Genomic DNA, 22,708 nt, shown 5'->3' on the forward strand with positions numbered 1-22,708 from the left:
GTAACGTCCTTTGACATGATCATGGGTTCAAGAAGATGACAGACGGCGCCAGCGCGACAGCAGGCTGTCGTGGCGTCCGCCAAGCAGCGACAACAGATAGCCCACCCCCAGCAGCAGCACGATGCTGGGGCCCGAGGGCAGGGCATAGTGGTAGGAGAGCAGCAGCCCCAGCAGGCTGGCCGCCATCGCCGACCCGGCGGCGACCGCGACCATGCCCTCCAGGCGGCGGCTCCAGAAGCGTGCCAGGGTGGCCGGCAGGATCATCAGGCCGACGGCCATCAGCGTGCCCAGGGCCTGGAAGCCGGTGACCAGGCTGAGTACCACCAGGGTCATGAAGGCGCCCTGAATCCACGCAGGGCGCGTGCCCTGCACGCGCAGGAAGCCGGGGTCCAGCGCCTCGACCATCAGCGCCCGCAGGCCAACGGCCAGGCCGGTGAGCACCACGCTGCCGGTGATCACGATGGCCATCAGGTCGTGGCTGCCGACCGTCAGGATCGAGCCGAACAGCACATGGCTGAGATCCAGCGCGCTGCCCGCGGACGCGATCAGCAACACCGCCAGCGCCATGCCGGTGAGGAACAGGCTGGTCATCGCCGCATCCGACTTGAGGCCGCTGAACAGGGTGATGCCGCCGGCCAGGAACACCGTGGCCAGCCCTGCGGCCAAGCCGCCGAGCATGATCCAGGGCAGCGAGAGCCCGGTCAGCAGGTAGGCCACCGCCACGCCGGGCATGATGGCGTGGGAGAGCGGTTCGCCGACCAGACTCAGGCCGCGCAGGGTGAGCAGCACGCCGATGATCGGCGCCGTCAGCGACAGCGTCAGGCAGGCCACCAGGGCGCGGCGCATGAAGCCATAGCCGAACGGCAGCATGAACCAGTCGACGATCATTCCCAGCACGTGCGCGCCCTCAGCCGGGATCCAGGGCCAGCAGCAGGCGCCGCTCGCCGGGCGCGGGCTGTGGACTGCGGTGCACCAGCCCACGCCCTTCGTTGCCGATCCAGCCGTCGCCCTTGAGCAGCGCCAGATCGCCAACGCCGAGCTGCTGGATCGCCGCGGGGTCGCGCAGCGCCTCGGGCTTGCCCGGGTGTGGCGCGCCCAGGCCGGCACGATCCACCGCCGACTCGGGCAGCCACTCGCTGGCCGGGCCGGCGTAGGTGGTGACCAGTCGTACGGCGAGATTGTCGACGTGGAAGCGCGGGCACATCGCCCCCTCCAGGGTGCGCAGACGCACGCCGATGGTATCGGTGTCGAACAGGTAGGCCATGGCCTCGGCAACGGTGTGAATATCGTCGATCAGCGCCGCGGCCTCGGCCGGGGCCGGCAGATGGGCGGCCAGGTCGTCGGCCAGTGCCTGACCCACGCCGCCGCGCCAGTGCCAGGAGACGCCACGCTCACTGCCAAGCTGGGTGGTGATGCTGGCCCGGAGCGCGGCGTCCAGGCGCCGGGTCATCACCGCCAGGGTGATCTGCGCATCGAAGATCCTTGGCAAGACGCCGATATCATCGCCGAAGGCCCAGTGGGGCTCCCCGGCGTCGGGCGTAGTGGCGCTGGCCTCGAGTAAGGGAGCGTCCAGCAGGGGCGCGGTAGCGGCAGGCATGCAGTGTCCTCCGGTCGGGATCGTATAGTTACTATATAACATAACGATTCAGTCGAGAATATGTGCGCTTATGCTTTTGGCGCTTATGCATCGCCCCGACCTGGCGACTCGGCTATGTTAGAAGGCTTGGTTGCCGCACCCGTTTGGTGCGAAGCGTGCGTATAACAGGAGGGCGAATGTCACCACCGCTGCAGGGGATACTATGGATGTGCGCCGGGGTGTTCTGCCTGTCGGTGGGTGATGCGATTTCCAAGTGGCTGGGCGAGGTGCATTCGCCGATCCAGATCATCTTCTTCCGTACCCTGATCTCGCTGCCGCTGATCGCGCTGATTGCGCACTTCAACGGCGGCCTGCGCAAGCTCACCACCCGGCGCCCCGGCGTGCACCTGGTACGCGGCCTGTTGGCCACCGGCACCATGCTGTGTTTCGTGTTCGGGCTGGTGCTGCTGCCGCTGGCCGAGACCACAGCGATCGCCTTCGCCGCGCCGCTGTTCGTCACCCTGCTGTCGGTGCCGCTGCTGGGTGAGAAGGTCGAGCGGCTGCCGCTGGTAGCGGCGATCATCGGCTTTCTCGGCGTGCTGGTGGTGGTGCGCCCGGGCGGCGCCGGCTTCCAGCTGGGGGCCCTGGTGGTGGTGGCGGCGGCGATGTTCTATGCCCTGGTGATGATCACCGCCAGGCGCTACGGCGTGCGTGAGTACCTGTGGGCGATGGTGTTCTACGTCACCCTGGTGCCGCTGCTGGTGACCGGGGCGATGCTGGCCTGGGTATGGCAGACGCCGTGGCCGCTGCACTGGTGGGGGTTCATCGGTGCCGGGATCTTCGGTATCGGCGCCATGGCCTGCCTGACGCTGGCCTTTCGCCACGCCCCGGCGGCGCTGGCCGCGCCCTTCGACTACACCGGGATGCTTTGGGCGGTGCTGCTGGGCTGGTGGTTCTGGGGCGAAATGCCCGACATGTGGGTGTATATCGGCACCGCGATCATCATCGGCAGCGGCCTGGCCATCGCCTATCACGAGCGCCGCACTACCATTAAGCGCCGCCCCACAGCGTAAGCTTTGCACGAAAACTGCCTGCGCTCGGCCATGCAGCGTTAAAAACCGGCTTAAAATGCTCATTCACACCCCGTAAACTCCGCTTTGGACTCGAGACATCCTTGTCTCTCGCTCTGCGAGCAGCGGAGCTGCCCAAATCGTCAATCCTGACGATTTGTCGCCGATTTTTGCTTTGCGACCCACATGGATGTGGGGAGTGCGTTGGCCCGTCGGGAACGGGCCTAGCCCTGACCTTCGCTCGCCGACTTTTCGTACAAAGCTCAGGGCGCCTGATATTAGCCGGCGATGGGCAGCTTCTTGCGGCTGAATACCGTCAGCGCCACCAGCAGCGCCGTGGTGGTGAGGATCGCCACGGCGCTCATGGCCATGCCGACCCCGGGGGAGCCCTGTTCGAACTGGCCGAACACGAAGGTCGAGACCGTGCGCATGCCGGCCGGTGCCACCATCAGTGAGGCCACCAGCTCGCGCGAGGCGATGGCGAACACCAGCAGCATCGAGACGATCAGGCTGGGTGCCAGGGCCGGCAGCAGGATACGCCGGAAGGCGGTGAAGAAACCGGCGCCGCAGACCCGGGCGGCGGCCTCCAGGCTCTCGCCCATCTGGCGGAAGGCCGCCGAGGCGTAGCGCACTGGGTAGGGCAGCAGCAGGCAGGCATAGGCGAGCAGCAGCATGGCACCGGTGTTGTAGATCTGGATCGGCCACCAGCTCTGGTTCCAGGCCAGGATCAGTCCCACCGCGACGACGATGCCGGGCATGGTATTGGGCAGCAGCGACAGCAGGTCCAGCAGCCCCTTGCCGCGCAGCTGGGCACGCACCACCAGGTAGCCCACCAGGGCACCCAGCACGCCGGTCAGCAGGGCCGTGCCGATGGCCAGCCCGAGGCTGGTGGAGAGCGCCTGCATCGCGCCCCCACGATTGGCGAACAGCGCCTCGAAGTGGCGCAGCGAGAGGTTGTCCCAGGCAATGCCGCCGGACAGCGTGCCGGTGAAGGCGGTGGCCAGCACGGCAAGGATAGGCACCGCCACGGCAATCAGCGCCACCAGGCTGAACAGGCCCACGACCGGCCAGCGCCAGGGGCCCAGCTCGATGCGCTCCGGCGCCGTCGGCTTGCCGGTCTGGCTGACGAAGGAGCGCCGGGTCACCAGCCAGTGCTGCAGGTAAAAGGCTGCCATGGCCAGCATCACCAGCAGCAGCGACAGCACGGCGGCGCCTGGGATATCGATGGGCCAGTCGGCGAAGCGCTCGTGAATCCCGGTCACCAGTACCTTGTAGCCGGCCTGGGCGCCCAGGGTGGCCGGGGTGCCGAACTCCTCGATGGTCAGCGCGAACACCAGCAGCAGGCTGGCGGCAATGCCTGGGGTGGAGAGAGGCAGGGTGATGCGCCAGAAGGCGCGCCAGCCGCCGGCACCGCTGACCCGGGCGGCGGCGGCGTAGCGGCCGCCGACGCTCATCATGGTGCGCGACACCGCGAAATAGACCACCGGAAAGACGTTGAGCACCATCACGAAGACGATGCCCGAGAAGGAGAACAGGAAAGCGCTGGCCGAGAGTCCGCTCAGCTGTTCGGCGTAGCCCCGCGGCTGCAGGGTCAGCATCCACGACAGCGCGGCGATATACGGCGGAATCATGAACGGGATCAGGAAGATCAAGTCCCAGGCGGCGCCGCCGGGTACCCGGGTCAGGGCGCGCAGCGCTCCCAGCGGGATGGCCAGCAGAGCACACACCACCACCACGGCGATGCCCAGGCGCAGCGTATTGCCCAGCAGCCCGAGCAGCGCCGGGTCGGAGAGCAGCGGCACGAACAGGCCGAAGGCGCCGCTCAGCTCGCCCCGCGACCAGCCGGGAAAGATCGCCTGCAGCAGCACGTAGAGCAGCGGCAGCCCGACCAGCAGCAGCAGGGCCGCCGCCGTCAGCAGCATGACCACGCCCGCCCCGGTGATCCGGGGCAGGCGCAGGGGAAGACCGAGGGCGAGGCGCGCCGCCATCAGCTACCCGTGGCCTCGCGGAAGCGCTCGAGAATCGCCTCGCGCTGGGCGTTCATTGCGTCGCTGTCGACCTCGATCAGGGTCAGCTCCTCGATGGTCGGGCGCAGCGCCTCGATGTCGCTGCGCGACGGCATCAGGTAGCGCTCGGCGACCCGTGCCTGGCCCTGCTCGGAGAGCACGAAGTCGACGAACTGCTCGGCCTCGTCGGGCATGGCGGTGGAGGCCAGGATCATCATCGGCCGCGGCGCGATCACCGTGCCGCTCTCGGGAAAGATCACCTCGATGGCTTCGCCCTCGGCCTGCTGGCCCAGCGAGATGTAGTCCACCGCGCCGAACACCACCGACTTGGCCCCCTGCAGCACCGGGTTCAGAGCCCGGGCGTTGGGCCCCGGCACCAGCATGCCGTTGTCGGCGAGGTCTGCCATCAACTGCCAGGTGGCGTCCTCGCCCATGGCGGTGAGCAGGCCGCTGATCAGCTCGAAGGCGGCGCCGGACTGCGCCGGGTCGGGCATGGTCACCTGGTCGTGATAGGCCGCATCGGTCAGATCGCTCCAATCGTTGGGTTGGGGTACATCGCTGTTGCGGTTCCATACCAGGGCCAGGGCCGAGACCCCCTGGGCGACGTAGTGGTCGGTCTTGAGGAAGTCGGGCACCGTCTCGGCGTTGGGTGAGCGGTACTCATGCAGCAGGCCCTCCTCGTGCAGCGACTCGGCGCTGTCCCAGGAGGCGGAGATCACCACGTCGGCCAGCGGGTTGGCCTGCTCGGACTCCAGGCGGGCCATCACCTGGCCGGTGGTGCTCTGGAAGACATTGACCTCGATGCCGGTCTCCTCAGAGAAGTCGGCGGCGAGATCCTCGATCAGCGCGCCGGGGCCCGCCGAGTAGACGGTCAAGGCGCTGGCCGAGGCCAGGCCTGGCAGGGCCAAGAGGCAGGCGCTGAGGGCAAAGGGTTTCAAGGCGTGCATTGAAGGCTCCCGAGAAGGAAAAAAGAAGTGGGCCAGGCCGCATCAGGCGCTGGCGCTGGCGGCCACGTCGGCGCGTGGCATCAGGTCGATCAGGCGCGCCTCGGCATTCCAGGCGCGCAGGGCGCTGACGTCGATGTCGATCCCCACCTGGCAGCCGCGCTCCGGTGCATGGGGTGCATGCAGCTTGAGCGTGCGGCCATCGGCCAGGGTGAGCTGAAGCGACAGGTGCTCGCCCTGGAACAGCCGGCCGGTGATGCGCCCGCTCAGCAGGCACTCCCCGGGCGCGCAGAGTCGCAGGGCGCGGCGCGGCAGCAGCACGCTTACCTCGCCGCGATGACCGCAGGCGGCGCCGAGCGGCAAATAGACATCGGCAAGCGCCAGGCCTTCGGCGTCGAGCCGGCCGTCGAGCAGGGTGCCGGCGTCGACGAAGTCGGCGATCTCCGGCGTGGCCGGGGTATGAAAGAGCGCCTCCGGCGAGTCGACCTGCTGCAGCCGACCGTGCTGGAGCACGGCCACCCGGTCGGCCAGGGCGAAGGCTTCGTGCTGGTCGTGGGTGACGAACACCGCCGTCAGGTTGAGCTCCTCGATCAGGTTGCGAATCTCCAGGGCCAGGTTCTCGCGCAGGCCCTTGTCGAGGTTGGAGAGGGGCTCGTCCATCAGCAGCAGGCGCGGCTTGGCGACGATGGCCCGTGCCAGGGCAACCCGCTGCTGCTGGCCGCCGGAGAGCGCGCCGGGTGAGCGTTCGGCGAAATCGCCAAGCCCGACCAGGGAGAGCGCCCACTCCACCTGGGGGCGTCGCGCGTTGGCCTTGACGCCCTGCATTTCCAGCGGGAAGGCGACGTTCTGGTAGACGCTCATGTGCGGCCACAGCGCGTAGTCCTGGAAGACCATGCCCAGTTGGCGATCATCGGGGCTCAGGTGGCGGCCCGGGGCGGCGACGCACTGGCCGTCGAGGTGTACCTCGCCGCCGTCGACCTCGGCCAGGCCGGCGATACAGCGCAGCAGGGTGGTCTTGCCGCAGCCGGAAGGGCCCAGCAGTGCCAGCACCTGGCCCCGGCGCAGCGCGAGGTCGATGCCGTCCAGGGCCACGGTGTCGCCGAAGCGCTTGTGCAGGCGCTTGATGTTGAGTGCATGAGTGGACATGAAGGGGTGCCTCTCTTGCTTGGAAGTCCCAACCTAGAGGGGAAAGATGTCACTGATGTGACAGGGGGATGACGCTTGTAACCAGGCACCTCCCTGTGCCCGAACCGTCGTGTGTGCAGCTAAGGGGTTAAAATTCGTACTGCAGACGGGCGCCCAGCACCCAGCTATCCCACTCCTTGACGCCATCATCCAGGCTCTCGTCGCCGGCCTCGGCATCGATATACATGACGTTGAACTTGGCAATAATCTCAGGCTGGAGATACCAGTTCAGGCCCAGCGTCCAGTGATCGACCTGCTGTTTGCCGCGCGGCGCGTGATGGTCGGTATGATCCGCGGTGGCATAGCGTCCCAGCAGCTCAAATGCGCCCCAGTGGCCCTGTGACGGGTTGAAGGGACGATGGGGTGTAACGCGTCCGAAATCGCCGCTGAACGCCCGGTAGTTCCGCGATTCGCCGGTCAGGAAGACGCCGGCCTGGGCGTACCAGCCGTCCATGGTCATGCTGTCGACTTCGCCCGTGCTGAAGTTGGGGTCGTTGACGTCTCGGCTCAGGTCCTGGCGAATATATTCCGCTTGAACGGAGAAGGGGCCATGGCCGGCGGCGAACTCCAGGTTGGTGGTGGTGTAGTCGCTTACCGCTTCCATGTCGCGGCGCCCGATAATGCGGCCGTCGATGGCTCGGGTGCCTAAACGACTACGCATGCGAACATCTGAATATTCTTCATCGTCCTCGTTGCGGGCATTCTTGCGGTAGTTACCGGAGACGCCGAGATGCACGAAGGCATTGTCTTCGTTGATGGGAGCGATGCTGGCGCGGCCGGAGAGGGCATAACCCTCGGAGACCTCACGGTCGCGTCCCACGCCGTCGCCGCCGAAGACACCGATGGCCCCGTACCAGTCTGGCTGCAATGTCTCGTACATCACACCGAGATTACGGCTGGGCCGATAAGCGTCGATCGGCGTGGCACGCTCGAGGAAGGAAATACGCCGCGAACTGGTGGAGCTTTCGAGGCTGAAAGGCTCCTTGAAATGGCCGAAAGCCAAGCGGCCATTATCCATTAAATAGGCGATATAGGCGTTGGCGAAGCGCACCTCTTCGTCGCGGAAATCAACCTCGAGCTGCCACTCCCAGTTGTCGTGGAACAGGCCAAGGGCGCCCAGCCTGGCTCGTCGAATGATGGTTCCTGTATTGCCAAGGTTACCTTCGCCGACTCGATGATCATCGGTAGTATCGAGGTTATCATCGAGGTGAGCGGCATCTAGCATCAAGCGGCCACGAATCCGGAAACGGTCGCTGCCATCGGCCGTTTCTACCCCAAAGCGCCGCACTTGTACGTTGGCATTATCCTGCTGTAAACCCTCCTGGGGCTCGTACTGCAGGCCATCGCTGCGGGTCGGCTGCTGAGTAGCGGCCTGATCGGCTTGGGACTCGGCACGCAGTTCATCTACATCCTGCTGTGTAAGGACGCCGCGCTCCATCAGGCGTTGCAGCAGAGCGTCTTCGCTGGCGATGGCTATCTGGGAGGCGGAAGCGCCTGCCAGGATTGCCATCAGGGCCACGGTACGGGCCAGGGGCATTTTCTTGAACACATACATGAGTATTGCCTGTCGTCATGGAGTTAGGTTCACCAGTCCGTGGCGAAGGAATTAATCTCGGTGTCAAGTCGGCCGATTCGACGAATCTAAGGCTATAGTCTGAGTGTGACGTACATATTTCCCGTTTATTAAGTGTCGATATTCCATCTATTTAATAAAGATGGATATCAGGAATTTGAGATTTTTCACCTGCTTAATGGCAAGCCGTTCAGGAAAATTGAATGACGTGATAGGGCAGTCGGGGTCTGTTATTAATAAGGAGGTTGCGTGGCGTGGTGCGTTGGGAAATGTGGAAGGCCGCCAGAAGGCGGCCTTGAGGAGAGAGGGTGTCTAGCTGTTCAAATCACCCGCTTGCGAATCCAGGCGCTGACCTGCTCGACGCCGATCACCACCACCAGGATGGCCAGGATGACGGTGAGGGCCTGGTCGTAGCGGAACAGGTTCATGGCAGCGGAGAGTTCCACGCCGATGCCGCCGGCACCCACAAGGCCCAGCACCACGGCGCTACGTATGGCCTTCTCTACCGAGAACAGGCTGGTTGCCACGAAGGAGGGCGTGCATTCGGGGATGATCGCGCCGCACACCACGCCACTGCGCGAGGCGCCGGTGGCGGCCAGGGCCTGCCCCGGGCCGGGGTCTACCTCTTCGATGCGCTCCGAGAAGAAGCGTGCGCAGAAGCCGATGGTGTCCATGATGATGGCCAGGATCCCGGCCAGCGGGCCGAGGCCGACGGCGACCACGAAGATCAGCGCCCATACCAGGTCGGGCACGGTGCGCAGGGTGGCCACCAGGTTGCGGGCGACCACCCGGATCGCCGGATGGGGGCTGGTATTGCGGGCGCACAGCAGGGCCATGGGCAGGCTCAGGATCACCCCGAATACCACGCCGACGATGGCCATCTGAAAGGTCTCCAGCATGGCTACGGCGATCACGTCCCAGCGGGAAAAATTCGGCGGCAGCGCCTCACCGAAGAAGGTGCCCAGGTTCACGACGCCGCTCAGCAGCCGGTCGGGATGGATATCGGCGCTGGAAAAACCGCTGATGAAGAAGGCAGCGAATGCCAGCAACAGGATGAAGGCGACGGGGGAGGGGCGTTCAAGCCTGGGCGGCGCGGTGTGGCGCGGTGATGACTGGCTCATCGGTGTCGGCCTCCTGGGGAGTGTCGGTCTGGTAGAGCGCCGTGATGTCGGCGTCGCTGATCTCGCCGCTGGGGCGATCGAAGGCCAGCCGGCCGGCGTGAAGGCCGATCAGGCGTTCGCCGAACTCGCGGGCAAGCTCGATCTGGTGCAGCACGCAGAGCACGGTCATGCCACGCTCGCGTACCACCGACCAGAGCAGCTCCATCACCTCGCGGCCCGCTCGAGTGCCTGCATGGCGGCCAGGCGTGATTCGCGGCTGGCGGTCAGCGCATGGCTGGCCAGGATGCCGTGGCGGCCCATCAGGCCGAACAGCACGTTCTGCAGCACCGAGAGGTTGCCGACCATGTTGAATTTCTGGAAGACGCAGCCGATGCGCTGGCGCAGCGGCCTCAGCTCACGGCGGCTGGCGCTGGCCAGGTTGATGCCATCCAGCACGAGGCGCCCCGACGTGGGGCGCTCGAGACCGGTCAGGCACTTCATCAACGTCGACTTGCCGCAGCCGTTGTGGCCGAGGATGACCACGCCTTCTCCAGGGCTGACATCCATCGACAGCCCACTCAAGGCGCGGGTGCCGTCCGGGTAGACCTTGGTCAGGTCGCTTACGGTCACTTGCATGGGGCACCGCTCAGTCGTTGAGGCCCAGCAGGGCATAGGAGTCGCGGACCACGTCATACTCGGCATCGTCCACGCGCACCATTTCCGCGCCGATGTACTTGTCGCGCTCGCCAGGGGCAAGGATTGCCTGGAGCAGGCTCTCTGGGTCGGCCATGAAGGCGTCTCGGATCTCGGCCACGCAGTCGGCAGAGATGTGCGGGCCGGCCACCATGGGGTCGCCCGGCATGTCCTGGCCGCGGGCGATGATGCGGTAGTTCTCCTCGCCGTGCTGTTCCGCGAAGGGGGCGAAGTCGCGTACGCCGGTGCCCACCGCGTCGACTTCGCCCGAGGCCAGCGCCTGCATGCGGGCACCGTCGAGCAGCGTGATCTGCAGGTCACGGTCGATGTCCAGACCGGCCTGGTGCAGCATATAGCTGGGCATGATGTGGCCGGTGGTAGAGCCGTGGTCCTTCATGGCGACGTGCTTGCCGCGCAGATCTTCCAGCGTCTCGATGTCGCTGTCGGTGGGGGCGATGAACACCGAGTAGTACTCGGGGCGCACGATGGCGGTGATCGGCTTGATGCCCTCGACACGCTCAGCCATCAGCACGTATTCGGAGGGACCGGCCAGCACGATGTCGACCTGCTCGAAGCGCAGGGCGTTGATGGCGGTGGTGCGGTTGCCTACCGGGAAGAATTCGACCTCGACGCCGAGGCGCGATTCAACTTCGTCGACGAACTCCTGGAAGGCACGCTGCAGCTCTTCAGTGCCTTCGATGCCGGTATCGGCGAAGCGCAGGGTGGTGGGGCAGGAGTCGGCCGTCTGGGCCTGCGCCTGTCCGGCGGCGGCCAGGGCGATGGCAGCGGCAAGGGAGAGTAGTGGCTTTTTCACGGTATCACCTCGGGATGGATCGGAATAATGCGTCCATACCCTGTCAGTGCGAGGTGACAGCCGTGTGTCTCTCAGGTGTCGTTGGGGTTACAGCGCGGTGAGCGAATAGCCTCGTCTCAGCGGCCTCCCCGCCATGGTCATCTGCTCAGCCGGGCGCGCTGCCAGAGACGCACCACCAGGCCGTGCCGGGGGGCGGCGAGCAGCACCACGCAGAACAGCGCGGTGGCGACCAGAACGATGGCGCCGCCGGAGGCGACGTCGAAATGGAACGACAGCAGCAGCCCGGCCACTGCCGAGACGATGCCGACCAGCACCGAGATCGCCAGCATCGGCTTGAAGCGGTCGGTGAGCAGGTGGGCGGTGGCGCCGGGGGTGATCAGCATCGCCACCACCAGAATGATGCCGACGGTCTCCAGGCTGGCGACGATGGTCAGGGTCAGCAGCATGATCAGCCCGTAGTGGATCAGCCCGACGTTGAAGCCCAGCGCCTGGGCCTGCTGCGGGTCGAAGGTGTAGAGCAGCAGTGGCCGATAGGCCAACCACACCGCCAGCAGCGTGACCAGGCCGGCCATCAGGGTGAGCAGCAGCGCCGAGGTCTGCACGCCCAGCACGTTGCCGAACAGGATGTGCATCAGGTGGGTGCTCGAGGCGATCTTGCTGATGATCACGATACCCAGCGCAAAGGCCGCGGTGAACATCAGGCCCATGGCGGCATCCGGCTTGATGCGGGTGTGGCGCTCGATGGCGCCGATGCCCAGCGAGGTCAGCGCGCCGGTGATGAAGGCGCCGATGAAGAACGGCCAGCCGAGCAGGTAGGCGATGGCGACGCCGGGCAGCACGGCGTGGGAGATGGCGTCGCCCAGCAGCGACCAGCGCTTGAGCACCACGAAACTGGAGAGCAGGCCGCAGATGGCGCCGACCAGCACCGCGGTCAGCAGTGCACGCTGCATGAACCGATACTCGAACGCGGCCGCGAGGCTATCGGGCAGCAGGTTGATGCCGAGCATCAGCAGCGCGATCAAGGCCTCGATCAGACCGTTGCCCAGGCTCTCAAGCAGCGACACGCAGCCCTCCCTTGGGCGAGCCACCCACGGCCAGCTGCGCCAGCATGGCATCGCTGAGCATCTCGTCGGGCGCGCCGATGCCGACCAGCACGTGATTGATCAGCGCCACCTGGTCGGCATGCTGGCGGGCACTGGGCAAATCGTGGGTGACCATGACGATGCTGCGGCCGGCCCGGCGCTCGCGCTCGAGCATGCGCAGGATCAGCCGCTCGCTGGGCGGGTCGACGCCGGCCAGCGGTTCATCGAGCAGCAGGATCTCGGCCTGCTGGGCGAGTGCCCGGGCCAGCATCACGCGCTTCTTCTGGCCGCCGGAAAGCTCGCCGATGGGGCGCGCGGCGTGCTCGCGCATGTCGACGGCGTCCAGCGCCTCATCGACAGCGTCGCGGTGCCGCGCATTGGCCCAGCGCTGGGGCACCACGCGCTGCCACCAGGGGTCGCGGCGCATCAGCCCGTAGCGGCCGGTCATCACCGTCTCGCGCACCGAGACCGGAAAATCCCACTCCACCTGCTCATGCTGGGGCATGTAGGCGATCTTGCCCGCGCGGCGCTGCTGGCTGGCGCTGGCGCCGAGCACTCTCAGCTCACCGCGCAGCGGACGCAGGGTGCCGAGCACCACCTTCAGCAGGCTAGACTTGCCGGCTCCGTTGGGGCCGACGATGGCGGTCCACTGGCCGGCGGCAAGCGTCAGGCTGATGTCGCTGAGCACCGGCTCACGGTGGTAGGCGGCGGATAGTCGGCGCACCTCGAGGGCCGGCGTATCAATCACGCTGGGCCCCCAGCGCTTCGCTCAACAGCGCGGCGTTGTGGCGCAGCATGGCGGCGTAGTCCGGTGCCTCGCCCTGGGCGTCGCTGACCGAGTCGACGTACAGCGGCCCGGCGATGGCGATCTCGGTCTCTTCGGCGACGCTACGCACGTGGCGGTCGGAGATGGTGCTCTCCCAGAAGATCGCCGCCGGCTGGCGCGCCTCGATGAGATCGACGATGCGCATCAGCTGGCGCGGGGTGCCCTCATCCTCGGCGTTGGTGCCCCAGATGCCGTCATGCTCGAAGTCGAAGGCGTCGGCGAAGTAGAGAAAGGCCGCCTCGCTGGTGATCAGCAGGCGCTGCTCGGCGGGGATCTCGGCCAACGTTGCCTCGATCTCGGCATGCAGCGCCTCGAGGGACTCGGCGAGTGCCGCGCCGCGGGCCTGGAAGCCCTCGGCGGCCTCGGGCCTCGCCTCGCTCAGGGCGTCGGCGATCACCCGGGCGTATTCGGCGCTGGCGCGCGGGTCCATCCACAGGTGCGGGTCCGGCTCGCCGGCAAGCTCACCGGTGACGATCGGCTGGGTGGGGTAGCCGGAGGCTTCGGCCACCGCCACCACGGCAACGCCGTCGCCGACGCTCGACTCGACCTGGGGCAGCCACTGCTCAAGCCCATAGCCGTTGTAGAACACCAGGTCGGCGTCCTCGAGGTCGGCGAAGTTGCTGGGGATCAGCTCCCACTCATGCACCTCGGCCCCCACCGGGGTCAGGGTGCTGACCTCGGCATCCGCGCCGGCGACCCGCTCGACCAAGTCGCCGAGTACCGAAAAGGTCACCGCCACGTTGAGTGGCTGCGCTTGTGCGGTGCTCGCCAGCCCCATGGCCAGGGCGCCGAGCAAGGCGCCGCGCATATGTGCTTGCATGCTGATCTCCCACTGGTAAGGGCCGAAGAGCGGCCACTTGGTTTTCTTGAGTATAGTCAAAATAACTTAGCAAAGGCTAACTGTATTGCGCAAGACTGCAATGAAGTGAGGTTGCTGCATCAGAGGAGGTTGGCTATATTCGTCGCATGATCGAGACCCCAGATGAAAGCCCCTCCCCCTGTCTCTGCGAAGCGGATGCGCTGCCGCCGAGCGACCAGCACGCTCAGCAGTACGCTGCCGTGCGTAACGCCCATGAAACCGAATTGCTGGAAGACTATGTCGAGCTGATCGGCGATCTGATCGAGCACCAGGGAGAAGCCCGCTCTGCGGATATTGCACAGCGCATGGGGGTCAGCCAGGCCACGGTGTCGAAGATGGTGGCGCGGCTCAAGGGGCTCGGCCTGGTGGCCAGCAAGCCCTATCGCTCGCTGTTCCTGACCGAACGCGGGGAAGAGATGGCCGCCATGTCACGCCAGCGGCACGCCATCGTGCTGCGGTTTCTGCGTGCCCTGGGCATCAGCGACGACACCGCGCGGATCGACGCCGAGGGCATGGAGCATCACGTCAGCGAGGAGACGCTGGCAGCGATGCAGCGCTTCAGCCAGCAGCACGAGTCGTCCTGACGCGCTGCCAGGCGCTCACGGCGCCGGCCCGGCGGCCCCCAGGAAGCGACTCTGCCAGTAGTCGATATCCAGCGGCACGCTGACCACCTCGCGGCCGCGTCCCGGCGCATGAATCATCTGGCGGTCGCCCTGATAGATCCCCACATGGGTTGCCTTGCGCCCGCTGCCGAAGAACAGCAGGTCGCCGGGGCGCGCCTCGTCCACCTGCGGCAGTTGGCGGAACTGGTCATGGGCAGTGCGCGGCACTCGAATGCCGGCGGCGCGATAGGCCATTTCCACCAGTCCCGAGCAGTCGAGCCCATCCGCAGAGTTGCCGCCGAAGCGATACGGCGTGCCCAGCGCCTGCTGGGCGTTGGCCAGTATCATGGCGCGCTCGATGGAGAGCCCGTCTGCGTCGATGGGCGCGTCGCGGGTGGCGATGTCGCGGCTGGCGCAGCCCGAGATCAGGGCCAGCAACAGCAGCATCCAGGCGAGAGGCAGGGCGCGCCGCGGCATGGGAGTAGGGAGTGGGTTCATGAGGCTCCAGGCTTGAATTTGCGTCGCCGCATACACAGATACTCTAGTATTCCTTAATGCACCTTTTGATTAATAGAGGATTTTTGGATGAGCTTCAACGGTGAGCAGCACCCCGGCGTAGTGGCCCCCAGCGCCGAATCCCAGGGCTTCCGTCTCAACCACACCATGCTGCGTATCAAGGATCCCGAGAAGGCGCTGGCCTTCTATACCCGGGTGTTCGGCATGCAGGTGGTGCGGCGGCTCGACTTCGAGGAGATGCAGTTCAGCCTCTACTTCCTGGCCAAGCTCGAGGCCGGCGACGAGGTGCCGGAGGATGACCGGCAGCGTACGGTGTGGACCTTCAGCCAGAAGGGCTTGCTCGAGCTGACCCACAACTGGGGCACCGAGGAGCAGGAGGGATTCGCCTACCACGACGGCAATGCCGAACCCCAGGGTTTCGGGCATATCTGCTTCAGCGTGCCGGACCTCGACGCCGCGGTGACTTGGTTCGATGCCAACGACGTCGAGTACGTCAAGCGCCCCGACCAGGGCAAGATGAAGGACGTGGCCTTCGTCAAGGACGTCGACGGCTACTGGATCGAGATCGTCGAGGCAGCGCGCCTCAATCAGCTCGGCGACTAGGTATTGTCCGAAAAGCTGCACGCAGGCAGCGGTCTATGCACGTCAGGCATACCATTGCTCTGAAGTTACTAGCCGATTTGTCGTCGCGCGTGCAGCCCCGTCGTCTGCTCGAACACGCTCATGAACGCGGTTTCCATGATCATTTCGCCCTTCGGAATCTTTCGGTCCAGGGCAAACCTCTGCAACTTGAATGCCGCCACGATACAGGCGAAGATGAAATGCCGGAGGCAAACCCGACCGGCAATGTTGGCCTTATAAAAATACAAGAACCTAGGGGAAACTATGTTTCCGCTTTTCCTGTTACAAACGCTGATCTCTGGGAAGACGAACCGCGGATCCTTGCGGCCGGTTTCTGTATCGAGGGCATCATGAGTATGCCGGGGCTGTCGGGCGCATCGAGCCTCTCGCTTGCGACGGTCTCATGGTCGCTGGCGTCGATTTCCCTAACGAGATGGAGCGGCCCGGCGTCGCCGAAGTACGCGCCTTCTACCAAGACGTGGGGCCGATGGCGAACCCAGCGGCTGGGCCTGCCAACGGCAAGACTTGAGCCGTACCGGGCGCAAGTCGATACATTGCGATGATCCGCTTCTGGTTTGAGTTCCACCCCCTATTGATCCTTCCGCTCCTGCTGATTGTATTTCTGGCTTCCGGGGCATTGATCCACTGGATCCAGTTTCATTCCCCGCTCAGCGCTCACCTCAAGGGGGGCGCCCTCGGCTTGCCAACCTTCGTGGCCGTTTCGACCTTGTTTGCGCTGTTCGCGGCCTTCCTGCTCGCTGACACCATGGACCGCAAGGAGCGAGCCTCCCAAGCCGTCCAAACCGAGAGCGCGGCGATCTTCGGACTCGGTGTCGCCAGTGAAACGACAACGGCCAGCGGAGGGAGGATCCGCGCGGCGATTGTCGACTACGCTGACTCGGTGGTGGCGGACGAATGGCCGCGCCTGGTTCAGGAAAGCGGAAGCAGCAAGACGGAACAGGCGCTACTCGAACTGTTACGCGCCGTTCGGGACGCCACGAACGATGAGGCCCACTCGGCCGCGGTCCACGGCCAGATGCTGTCTCTAGCACAAGATATTGTCGAAGCGCGGACAAACCGCATCGCCGTTGTGGCTAATCATTACCAGCAATTTTCGTGGAGTGCCTTGTTCCTGCTCGGCTTCCTGACGCAATTCGTGATGGGCATGGGATTCCTCGACAGGGCGTCCGCGAACCGGCACGCAATTGTTGTCTTCAGCCTTGCTGCGGTCGTCGCTCTGTGGTTGCTGGCCATCCAGGACAATCCCTTCCGGGGAGCGGTTCAGGTTTCACCCGAGGCCATCGAACAGGCGGTGAGTACATGGAGCGATTGAGTCCGGTTAGACACTGGCAATCGGCATGCCACGTAGCGGTGTCCATCGTCCACGCGGCGCCCGGGGCGCCGCTGTGGAGATTGGCTCAGCGAAACGAGATACGCGTGCCGTAGGCGAGCATTTCATCGGGGGTAATGGCATGCCCCTGGACGCCTATCATCTCGTCGCCGCACTGGTCGGCCCAGGTCAGCACGCCGTGGGTCAGGCCGGTTTCACCGAGCAGGTCACGGATCTCGCCGGTGCCCAGGAAGGTGCGGGTCTTGCCCTGCTCGTCGGAGAGTTCGGCCACGCCATTCGCGTAGTGCAGGCGGACGATGTAGATGCCGTCCTGGGACTCGACCTCGACGATCGGGGTATGGCCATCGGCGACGCCGCGGCTCAGCTGCTTCAGGGTGATATTGCCCGAGACCGGGTGGATGCTCTCGGCCATGTTGAATGCCTCAAGAGTGAATGTACAAGTAATGTAGGAGAGATTGGCGCCAGGGGCGAATTCTTTGCCCATTTAGGGCGAGAAGAGTTGCAGTGTAGGCATGGCTTCCTTCTCTCTAACATAAAAATTGGACATAATTTGTACATCGTTGGGGCCTAGCTTGTCGGTGCACGCATCTCGCCGCGCAACGGTAGGCCCAGGGCGTCGCGTAGCGCCTGGCCGAACTGGCCGCGAGCGAGCAGCACCTGCAGCTTGGTGATCGCTGCTTCGGGGGTGATGTCCTGCCCTGAGATCACCCCGGCATCGTGGAGGCGTTTGCCGGTGGCATAGGTCGCCTGCTGCACCGCGCCCTGACTGCACTGCGTCACGTTGAAGACGACCAGCCCCCTGTCGGCAGCCTGCTGTAGGCAGTCGAGCAATTGACCGTCGAGACCGGGCGGGTTGCCGACCCCGTAGGTCATCAGTACCAGGCCCTGAAGCCGGTGATCGTCGAGCTGCAGGGCGACCTGCCGCGGCGACAGCCCTGGGTGGCAGTGCAGCACGCCGACGCGGCCCGCTTCGAAACCAGCTACAGCCAGCTCGGGGGTGCCGCTCGGCAGCGGGTCGTGAGCTGAGAAGCGCAGCTCGATGCCCGCCTCGCCGAGCCAGGGGGCGTTGGGCGAGTCGAAGGCATCCAGGTCTTGAGTCCGGCACTTGCGTGCACGGTTGCCGCGCAGCAGGCGGCCGTGAAAGGCGAGGCACACCTCGCGTGGGGCAGCCGGGTGTGCAGCCGCCTGCATGGCCAGGATGATGTTATTGAGGGCATCGCTGCGCGGTTCGTCTAGCGGAACCTGGGACCCGGTCAATATCACCGGCTTGTCGAGTGCGCCGAGCAGAAAGGAGAGCGCCGAGGCCGTGTAGGCCATGGTGTCGGTGCCATGCAGGATGACGAACCCATCGTAGCGCTCCCAGGCGGCGGCCAGCACGGTGACCATGCGATTCCAGCACCCCAGGCTGAGGTCAGCGCTATCGATCAGTGGCTGCAGGCTGTGCAGGGTGTAGTCTGGCAGCGTCCCGGCCGGATAGGTCGCCAGGGCCGTGTTCAGCCGCTCGTCGAAGTCGGCCGAGGGCACGTAGCCCGCCGGTGACGCCTGCATGCCCAGGGTGCCGCCGGTATAGAGAATCAGCAGTCGTTGCATGGTTGGTCCTCCTGTATCGGGGCCAGCATGGCGTTGGGGCGCAACAGTGCATCGAGCCGCTGTGGCTCCAGCAGCCCTTCGGCGATTACCAATTCGCGGACCGTGGCACCGCTGTGCAGGGCCTGGCGGGCGATACGCGTGGCATTGGCGTAGCCGATGTGCGGTACCAGCGAGGTCACTACGCCGATGCTGCGCTCGACGTGCTGGGCACAGGCCTCGCGGTTGGCTTCGATGCCGACGATGCAGCGGGTGCGCAACATATGGCAGGCCTCGCCCAGCATGCGCATGGCATTGAGCAGGTTGTAGATGATCATCGGCTCCATGGCGTTGAGCTGCAACTGACCCGCCTCAGCGGCCATGGTGACGGCGAGATCGCTGGCGATCACCTGGTAGACGGTCTGGTTCACCGCCTCGGGAATCACCGGGTTGATCTTGCCGGGCATGATCGAGGAGCCGGGCTGCACGGGGGGCAAGGTGATTTCCCCAAACCCGGTGCGCGGCCCGCTGGAGAGTAGACGTAGATCGTTGCACAGCTTACCCAGCTTGATGGCGAAGCGCTTGAGCATCCCCGACAGGAACACGAAGGCGCCCATGTCCGATGTGGCCTCGATGAGGTGCGACGCCGGCACTAGCGGGCGCGCCGACAACTGCGCCAGGTGCTCGACGGCCAGTGCCTGGTAGCGTGCCGGTGCGTTGAGGCCGGTGCCGATGGCAGTGCCGCCGAGGTTGATCTCGCACAGCAGTCTTTGGGCTTCCCGCAGGCGCTCGATGTCCTCGCCGAGGTTTACCGCGAAGGCCTCGAACTCCTGCCCCAGGGTCATGGGGACGGCATCCTGCAGTTGGGTGCGTCCCATCTTGACCACGTCGGCGAAGGCCACGGCCTTCTCCTGGAGGGCATCGCCCAGGTCGCTTATGGCAGTGATCAGCGGTTCCGCGGCGAACTGCATGCTCAGGCAGGCAGCGGTGGGGTAGGCGTCGTTGGTCGACTGGGAGCGGTTGACGTCGTCGTTGGGATGCAGGTGCTGATAGGCCCCCTTGGGGTGGCCAAGCTTGGCCAGCGCCAGGTTGGCGATCACTTCGTTGGCGTTCATGTTGGTGGAGGTGCCGGCGCCCCCCTGGATCAGGTCGACGACGAACTGGTCGTGTAGCGCGCCTGCGATGATCTCCTGGCAGGCGTCCTGTATCGCTGCGGCCTTGTGAGGTTCGAGGGCGCCCACCGCCTGGTTAGCGCTGGCGGCGGCCGACTTGACCATGGCCAGTGCCTGCACCAGCTCGGGGAAGTGGCTGATCGGAATCCCCGTGATGCGGAAGTTCTCCAGCGCGCGCTGGGTCTGGATGCCGTACCAGGCATCCGCCGGCAGGGTGCGCTCGCCCAGCAGGTCATGTTCGATACGAGTAGTCATGGCGTAGACGCTCTAGCGTTGGAAGAGTATGCCGACCCTAGCTAAGCGAGGGCCGGCGTGTGGCGTTTACTCCGCGACGGGACGGCGTGGCGTCTTGGCGGTGCTGCCTCGTAAAAGCTCTCGGTCCTCAGGCTCGAGGTCCCAGGCGTGTGGATAGAGATTCAGGTCTGGATGCTGGCTTGCGTCGAAAACCGGCTGGCTGACGCCCTGGCGGCGCTGGTCGTCGTAGTCCTTGAGGATGCGCAGTCCCGTTTTGAACAGCAGGATCAGGGCCACCAGGTTGGTGACCGCCAGCAGGCCCATGGTGACGTCGGCAAAGCCGAATACCGTGCCCAGGTCGGAGGTGGCGCCCCAGCACACCAGCAGCACGATGGCCACGCGGAAGGCATTGAACAGGTTCTGGTTGTCGCGGCTGAAGAAGTTCAGGCTGTTCTCGCCCAGGTAGTAGTTGTAGAGGATGGTGCTGAAGGCGAACAGCAGCAATGCCACGCTGACGAAAGCGCGCCCCCACTCGCCGACGTGGTCGGCCAGCGCTGCCTGGGTCAGGGCGATGCCCTCGATGTTGCCACCGGCGCCCGGGTCATAGGCGCCGCTGAGCAGGATCAGGAAAGCGGTGGAAGAGCAGATGATCAGGGTGTCGATGAACACCGAGAAGGCCTGCACGATACCTTGGTTGGCCGGATGCGGCACATAGGCCACGGCGGCCACATTGGGAGCGCTGCCCAGGCCGGCCTCGTTGGAGAACAGGCCGCGCTTGAGCCCCATCATGATGGCCGCGCCGATGCCGCCGCCGATGGCTGGCTCGAGGCCGAAGGCGCTGTTGACGATCAGGGTCATGACCTCGGGGATGCGCTCGAGATTCAGGCCGATCACGATCAGCGCGATCAGCAGATAGCCGACGGCCATGAAGGGCACCAATACCTCGGAGATGCGGGCGATTCGTTTGATGCCACCGAAGATGATCAGGCCGACCAGCATGGCCAGGGCGATGCCGCTGTAGAGCACCGGCACGCCGAAGGCGTCGTTGAACGAAGTCGACACGGCGTAGGATTGCAGGGCGGTGAAGGCGAAGCCGAAGGTCAGCAGCAGTAGCACCGAATAGAAGCCGGCCAGCCAGCGCCAGTTGCGGCCCAGGCCCTTGACGATGTAGTAGGCTGGCCCACCGCGATAGGTGCCGTCGGCCTGAGGCTGCTTGTAGGTCTGTGCCAAAGTGCATTCCAGGAAGCTCGTGGCCATGCCCATCAGGCCGACCAGCCACATCCAGAAGATGGCCCCCGGGCCGCCCAGCGTAATCGCTACGGCGACGCCGGCGATATTGCCGCCGCCGACGCGGCCTGCGACGGATAGCACCAGCGCCTGGAAGCTGCTGAGGTGGCCGTGCTTGTCATGGCGGAAGGCCTGGCGAGATCCCAGGATCTGGAACATGCGGCCGAAGTAGCGAAACTGGACGAAGCGTGAGGCAACGGTGAAACCGATGCCCACGGTGACCAGCAGGACGAGAAGGATTTTGCCCCAGAGGAGCTCGTTGAGCAGGTCAAGCATGATGGGTCTCCGCTGTTGTCTTATTGGTAGCGCTCCCCGATTAAACCAGTTGATTTGATGGAAAAAATTTGGCGCAACGATGCACTGCGTTGCATTCTTGGCGCCACCGAGTGCAGCACACTGCACCAGACACCTGATGCATTAGGTGCTATCGCCAAAAAAACGCCCGGGGCCGCTCTTCGCGGGCCCCGGGCGCAGTAGAGACTGTCCGCCTATGCTGGGCGGTGTGCCTCGGTCACTCCTCGTCTTGCGGCAGTCCGCCCAGCTCCTCGAGCAGCGCCTTGTAGCCGGCGACCTGGTCGCCGAGGGTCTGGGTGACCTCGTCCTCGGGCATCCAGGTCACCGGCATCAGGATGCGCTCCTCGGTGATCTCGATGAAACGCTCGTCCTGAGTGGCGACCTCGAGGGCCTCGGCGAGGCGCTCGACGTGGCTGTCCGGGGTATTCTGCGGGACCATCACCACGCGGATCTCGGCGGGGTTGATGTCGTAGCCGGCTTCCTGGATCGACGGTGCGTCGGGGAAGGCCACCAGGCGGTCTTCGGCGAGGCTCAGCAGCACCGGCATTTCACCGGAGTCGGCGTAGCCGGAGTGGGTGCCGCCGCTGTAGGCGAAGTCGACGTCGCCGGAGAGGATCAGCGGGGCCATGCCGGCGCCACCGGAGGTCGGCACGATGCGCAGGTCGAGGCCTTCCTGCTGGGCGATGTACTCGATGATCATGCGGTCCAGCGCGGTCTGGGTCGCGTAGCTGGTGCCCGGGTTCTCCTTGGCATACTCGATCAGGCCTTCCCAGGTGTCGCCGAAGGGACGGTCTTCGCCAGTGACCATGGCCGACTGGCCGAGGGTCACGCCGGCGACGTAGCGGAAGTCGTCGAGCTGGTAGTTGGTCTCGGTGGACAGCGGGCCGAAGGTGATGGTCATCGAGGTGCCGAAGACGAAGGTGTAGCCCTCGTCGTCGCTGACCGCCAGGCGCGACAGCGCCACGCCGCCGCCGGCCCCGGGCTGGTTGACCACGTTGACCGGCTGGCCGAGCTCTTCCTCGAGCACGTTGGCCAGTACGCGGGCCTGGATATCGGTGCTGCCGCCGGCACCGAAGCCCACTACCAGGGTCAGCGGCTTGCTCGGGAAGTCGTCGGCCTGCGCTACGCCCACCGCCATGGCAGTGGCCACAATGGCGGTGCTGAGTCGTTTAAGGTACATGGAGATTCCTCATTCAGGTTGTTGTGATTACGTGTTCGCCTGGGGCGACGCGGTTAGGCCGGGCTTAGGAGGATGCCCGGCGAATGGCATTGCGCCGATAACTGGACCAACCGAGGTGCAGCACCATCAGCGCGGTGATGATCACGAAGACCAGCGC

The 22,708-nt window shown here is 65.4% G+C and carries 23 protein-coding genes; 4 read left to right on the top strand and 19 right to left on the bottom strand.

The genetic code is table 11. The features are described from left to right. Positions 1-27 precede the first annotated feature (27 nt). Together QC821_RS02060 and QC821_RS02065 are read right to left on the bottom strand one after the other, a co-directional pair. The gene (locus QC821_RS02060) at positions 28-888 is read right to left on the bottom strand and encodes a metal ABC transporter permease (protein ID WP_309716382.1); all 861 of its coding nucleotides are present in this window, start codon (positions 886-888) and stop codon (positions 28-30) included. 19 nt (positions 889-907) lie between these two features. Continuing rightward, positions 908-1,597: a DUF1826 domain-containing protein gene (locus QC821_RS02065; protein ID WP_309716310.1), complete on the bottom strand. Its 690-nt coding sequence runs from the start codon at positions 1,595-1,597 to the stop codon at positions 908-910. A 176-nt stretch (positions 1,598-1,773) separates the two neighbouring features. Between QC821_RS02065 and QC821_RS02070 the strand changes: the two genes are divergently transcribed. After that, positions 1,774-2,649 (top strand): DMT family transporter, encoded by an 876-nt coding sequence (locus QC821_RS02070; RefSeq protein ID WP_309716312.1) that lies wholly within the window; start codon positions 1,774-1,776, stop codon positions 2,647-2,649. 275 nt (positions 2,650-2,924) lie between these two features. On the opposite strand, the gene QC821_RS02075 is transcribed toward QC821_RS02070, so the two are convergent. From QC821_RS02075 to QC821_RS02125, 11 genes are all read right to left on the bottom strand, one after another. Next, positions 2,925-4,634, bottom strand: a complete 1,710-nt coding sequence (locus tag QC821_RS02075) for an ABC transporter permease (RefSeq protein ID WP_309716314.1) — start codon at positions 4,632-4,634, stop codon at positions 2,925-2,927. After that, entirely contained in the window at positions 4,634-5,599 is a 966-nt protein-coding gene (locus QC821_RS02080; RefSeq protein ID WP_309716316.1) for an ABC transporter substrate-binding protein, read from the bottom strand. The genes QC821_RS02075 and QC821_RS02080 overlap by 1 nt, the downstream gene beginning before the upstream one ends. 42 nt (positions 5,600-5,641) lie before the next feature. After that, the gene (locus tag QC821_RS02085) at positions 5,642-6,742 is read right to left on the bottom strand and encodes an ABC transporter ATP-binding protein (RefSeq protein ID WP_309716318.1); all 1,101 of its coding nucleotides are present in this window, start codon (positions 6,740-6,742) and stop codon (positions 5,642-5,644) included. 127 nt (positions 6,743-6,869) lie between these two features. Then, complete coding sequence (locus tag QC821_RS02090) at positions 6,870-8,336, bottom strand: OprO/OprP family phosphate-selective porin (RefSeq protein ID WP_309716320.1); 1,467 nt, start codon at positions 8,334-8,336, stop codon at positions 6,870-6,872. Between the two features lie 338 nt (positions 8,337-8,674). After that, positions 8,675-9,475, bottom strand: coding sequence for a phosphonate ABC transporter, permease protein PhnE (gene phnE, locus QC821_RS02095; protein ID WP_309716322.1), 801 nt, complete (start codon positions 9,473-9,475; stop codon positions 8,675-8,677). Beyond that, positions 9,432-9,680: a P-loop NTPase family protein gene (locus QC821_RS02100; protein WP_309716325.1), complete on the bottom strand. Its 249-nt coding sequence runs from the start codon at positions 9,678-9,680 to the stop codon at positions 9,432-9,434. Before QC821_RS02100 ends, phnE begins: the two co-directional genes overlap by 44 nt. After that, positions 9,680-10,090, bottom strand: a complete 411-nt coding sequence (locus tag QC821_RS02105; protein WP_309716326.1) for an ATP-binding cassette domain-containing protein — start codon at positions 10,088-10,090, stop codon at positions 9,680-9,682. The genes QC821_RS02100 and QC821_RS02105 overlap by 1 nt, the downstream gene beginning before the upstream one ends. Positions 10,091-10,100: 10 nt before the next feature. Beyond that, positions 10,101-10,961, bottom strand: a complete 861-nt coding sequence (locus QC821_RS02110) for a phosphate/phosphite/phosphonate ABC transporter substrate-binding protein (protein WP_309716328.1) — start codon at positions 10,959-10,961, stop codon at positions 10,101-10,103. Between the two features lie 137 nt (positions 10,962-11,098). After that, entirely contained in the window at positions 11,099-11,968 is an 870-nt protein-coding gene (locus QC821_RS02115; protein ID WP_309716385.1) for a metal ABC transporter permease, read from the bottom strand. Between the two features lie 43 nt (positions 11,969-12,011). Next, the gene (locus tag QC821_RS02120; RefSeq protein ID WP_309716331.1) at positions 12,012-12,791 is read right to left on the bottom strand and encodes a metal ABC transporter ATP-binding protein; all 780 of its coding nucleotides are present in this window, start codon (positions 12,789-12,791) and stop codon (positions 12,012-12,014) included. Beyond that, on the bottom strand, positions 12,784-13,689 hold the full coding sequence (locus QC821_RS02125) for a metal ABC transporter solute-binding protein, Zn/Mn family (RefSeq protein ID WP_309716335.1): 906 nt from the start codon (positions 13,687-13,689) through the stop codon (positions 12,784-12,786). Before QC821_RS02125 ends, QC821_RS02120 begins: the two co-directional genes overlap by 8 nt. 146 nt (positions 13,690-13,835) lie before the next feature. On the opposite strand from QC821_RS02125, the gene mntR reads away from it, so the two are divergent. Next, complete coding sequence (gene mntR / locus QC821_RS02130) at positions 13,836-14,312, top strand: manganese-binding transcriptional regulator MntR (protein WP_309716338.1); 477 nt, start codon at positions 13,836-13,838, stop codon at positions 14,310-14,312. Between the two features lie 15 nt (positions 14,313-14,327). Here mntR and QC821_RS02135 read toward each other — a convergent pair whose 3' ends face one another. Then, positions 14,328-14,828, bottom strand: coding sequence for a C40 family peptidase (locus tag QC821_RS02135; RefSeq protein ID WP_309716340.1), 501 nt, complete (start codon positions 14,826-14,828; stop codon positions 14,328-14,330). An 87-nt stretch (positions 14,829-14,915) separates the two neighbouring features. Here QC821_RS02135 and gloA point away from each other — a divergent pair, with 87 nt between their 5' ends. Then, complete coding sequence (gloA, locus tag QC821_RS02140; protein ID WP_309716343.1) at positions 14,916-15,449, top strand: lactoylglutathione lyase; 534 nt, start codon at positions 14,916-14,918, stop codon at positions 15,447-15,449. 577 nt (positions 15,450-16,026) lie between these two features. After that, positions 16,027-16,800 (top strand): bestrophin-like domain, encoded by a 774-nt coding sequence (locus tag QC821_RS02145; protein WP_309716346.1) that lies wholly within the window; start codon positions 16,027-16,029, stop codon positions 16,798-16,800. A gap of 85 nt (positions 16,801-16,885) precedes the next feature. Here QC821_RS02145 and QC821_RS02150 read toward each other — a convergent pair whose 3' ends face one another. The 5 genes from QC821_RS02150 to QC821_RS02170 all read right to left on the bottom strand — a co-directional run bounded on the left by QC821_RS02150 (position 16,886) and on the right by QC821_RS02170 (position 22,551). Further along, positions 16,886-17,230, bottom strand: a complete 345-nt coding sequence (locus QC821_RS02150) for a hypothetical protein (RefSeq protein WP_309716349.1) — start codon at positions 17,228-17,230, stop codon at positions 16,886-16,888. A gap of 155 nt (positions 17,231-17,385) precedes the next feature. Next, positions 17,386-18,408 (bottom strand): asparaginase domain-containing protein, encoded by a 1,023-nt coding sequence (locus QC821_RS02155; protein ID WP_309716351.1) that lies wholly within the window; start codon positions 18,406-18,408, stop codon positions 17,386-17,388. Next, a complete protein-coding gene (locus QC821_RS02160) occupies positions 18,393-19,811 on the bottom strand; it encodes an aspartate ammonia-lyase (RefSeq protein ID WP_309716354.1) in 1,419 nt (472 codons plus the stop codon). The genes QC821_RS02155 and QC821_RS02160 overlap by 16 nt, the downstream gene beginning before the upstream one ends. Before the next feature lie 66 nt (positions 19,812-19,877). Then, positions 19,878-21,353 carry an alanine/glycine:cation symporter family protein gene (locus QC821_RS02165; RefSeq protein WP_309716356.1) on the bottom strand — a complete coding sequence of 492 codons (1,476 nt, stop codon included), beginning with the start codon at positions 21,351-21,353 and terminating at the stop codon, positions 19,878-19,880. A 235-nt stretch (positions 21,354-21,588) separates the two neighbouring features. Beyond that, the gene (locus QC821_RS02170) at positions 21,589-22,551 is read right to left on the bottom strand and encodes a Bug family tripartite tricarboxylate transporter substrate binding protein (protein ID WP_309716357.1); all 963 of its coding nucleotides are present in this window, start codon (positions 22,549-22,551) and stop codon (positions 21,589-21,591) included. Positions 22,552-22,708 lie beyond the last annotated feature (157 nt).

Source organism: Franzmannia qiaohouensis (assembly GCF_031451695.1).
GTDB lineage: Bacteria > Pseudomonadota > Gammaproteobacteria > Pseudomonadales > Halomonadaceae > Franzmannia > Franzmannia qiaohouensis.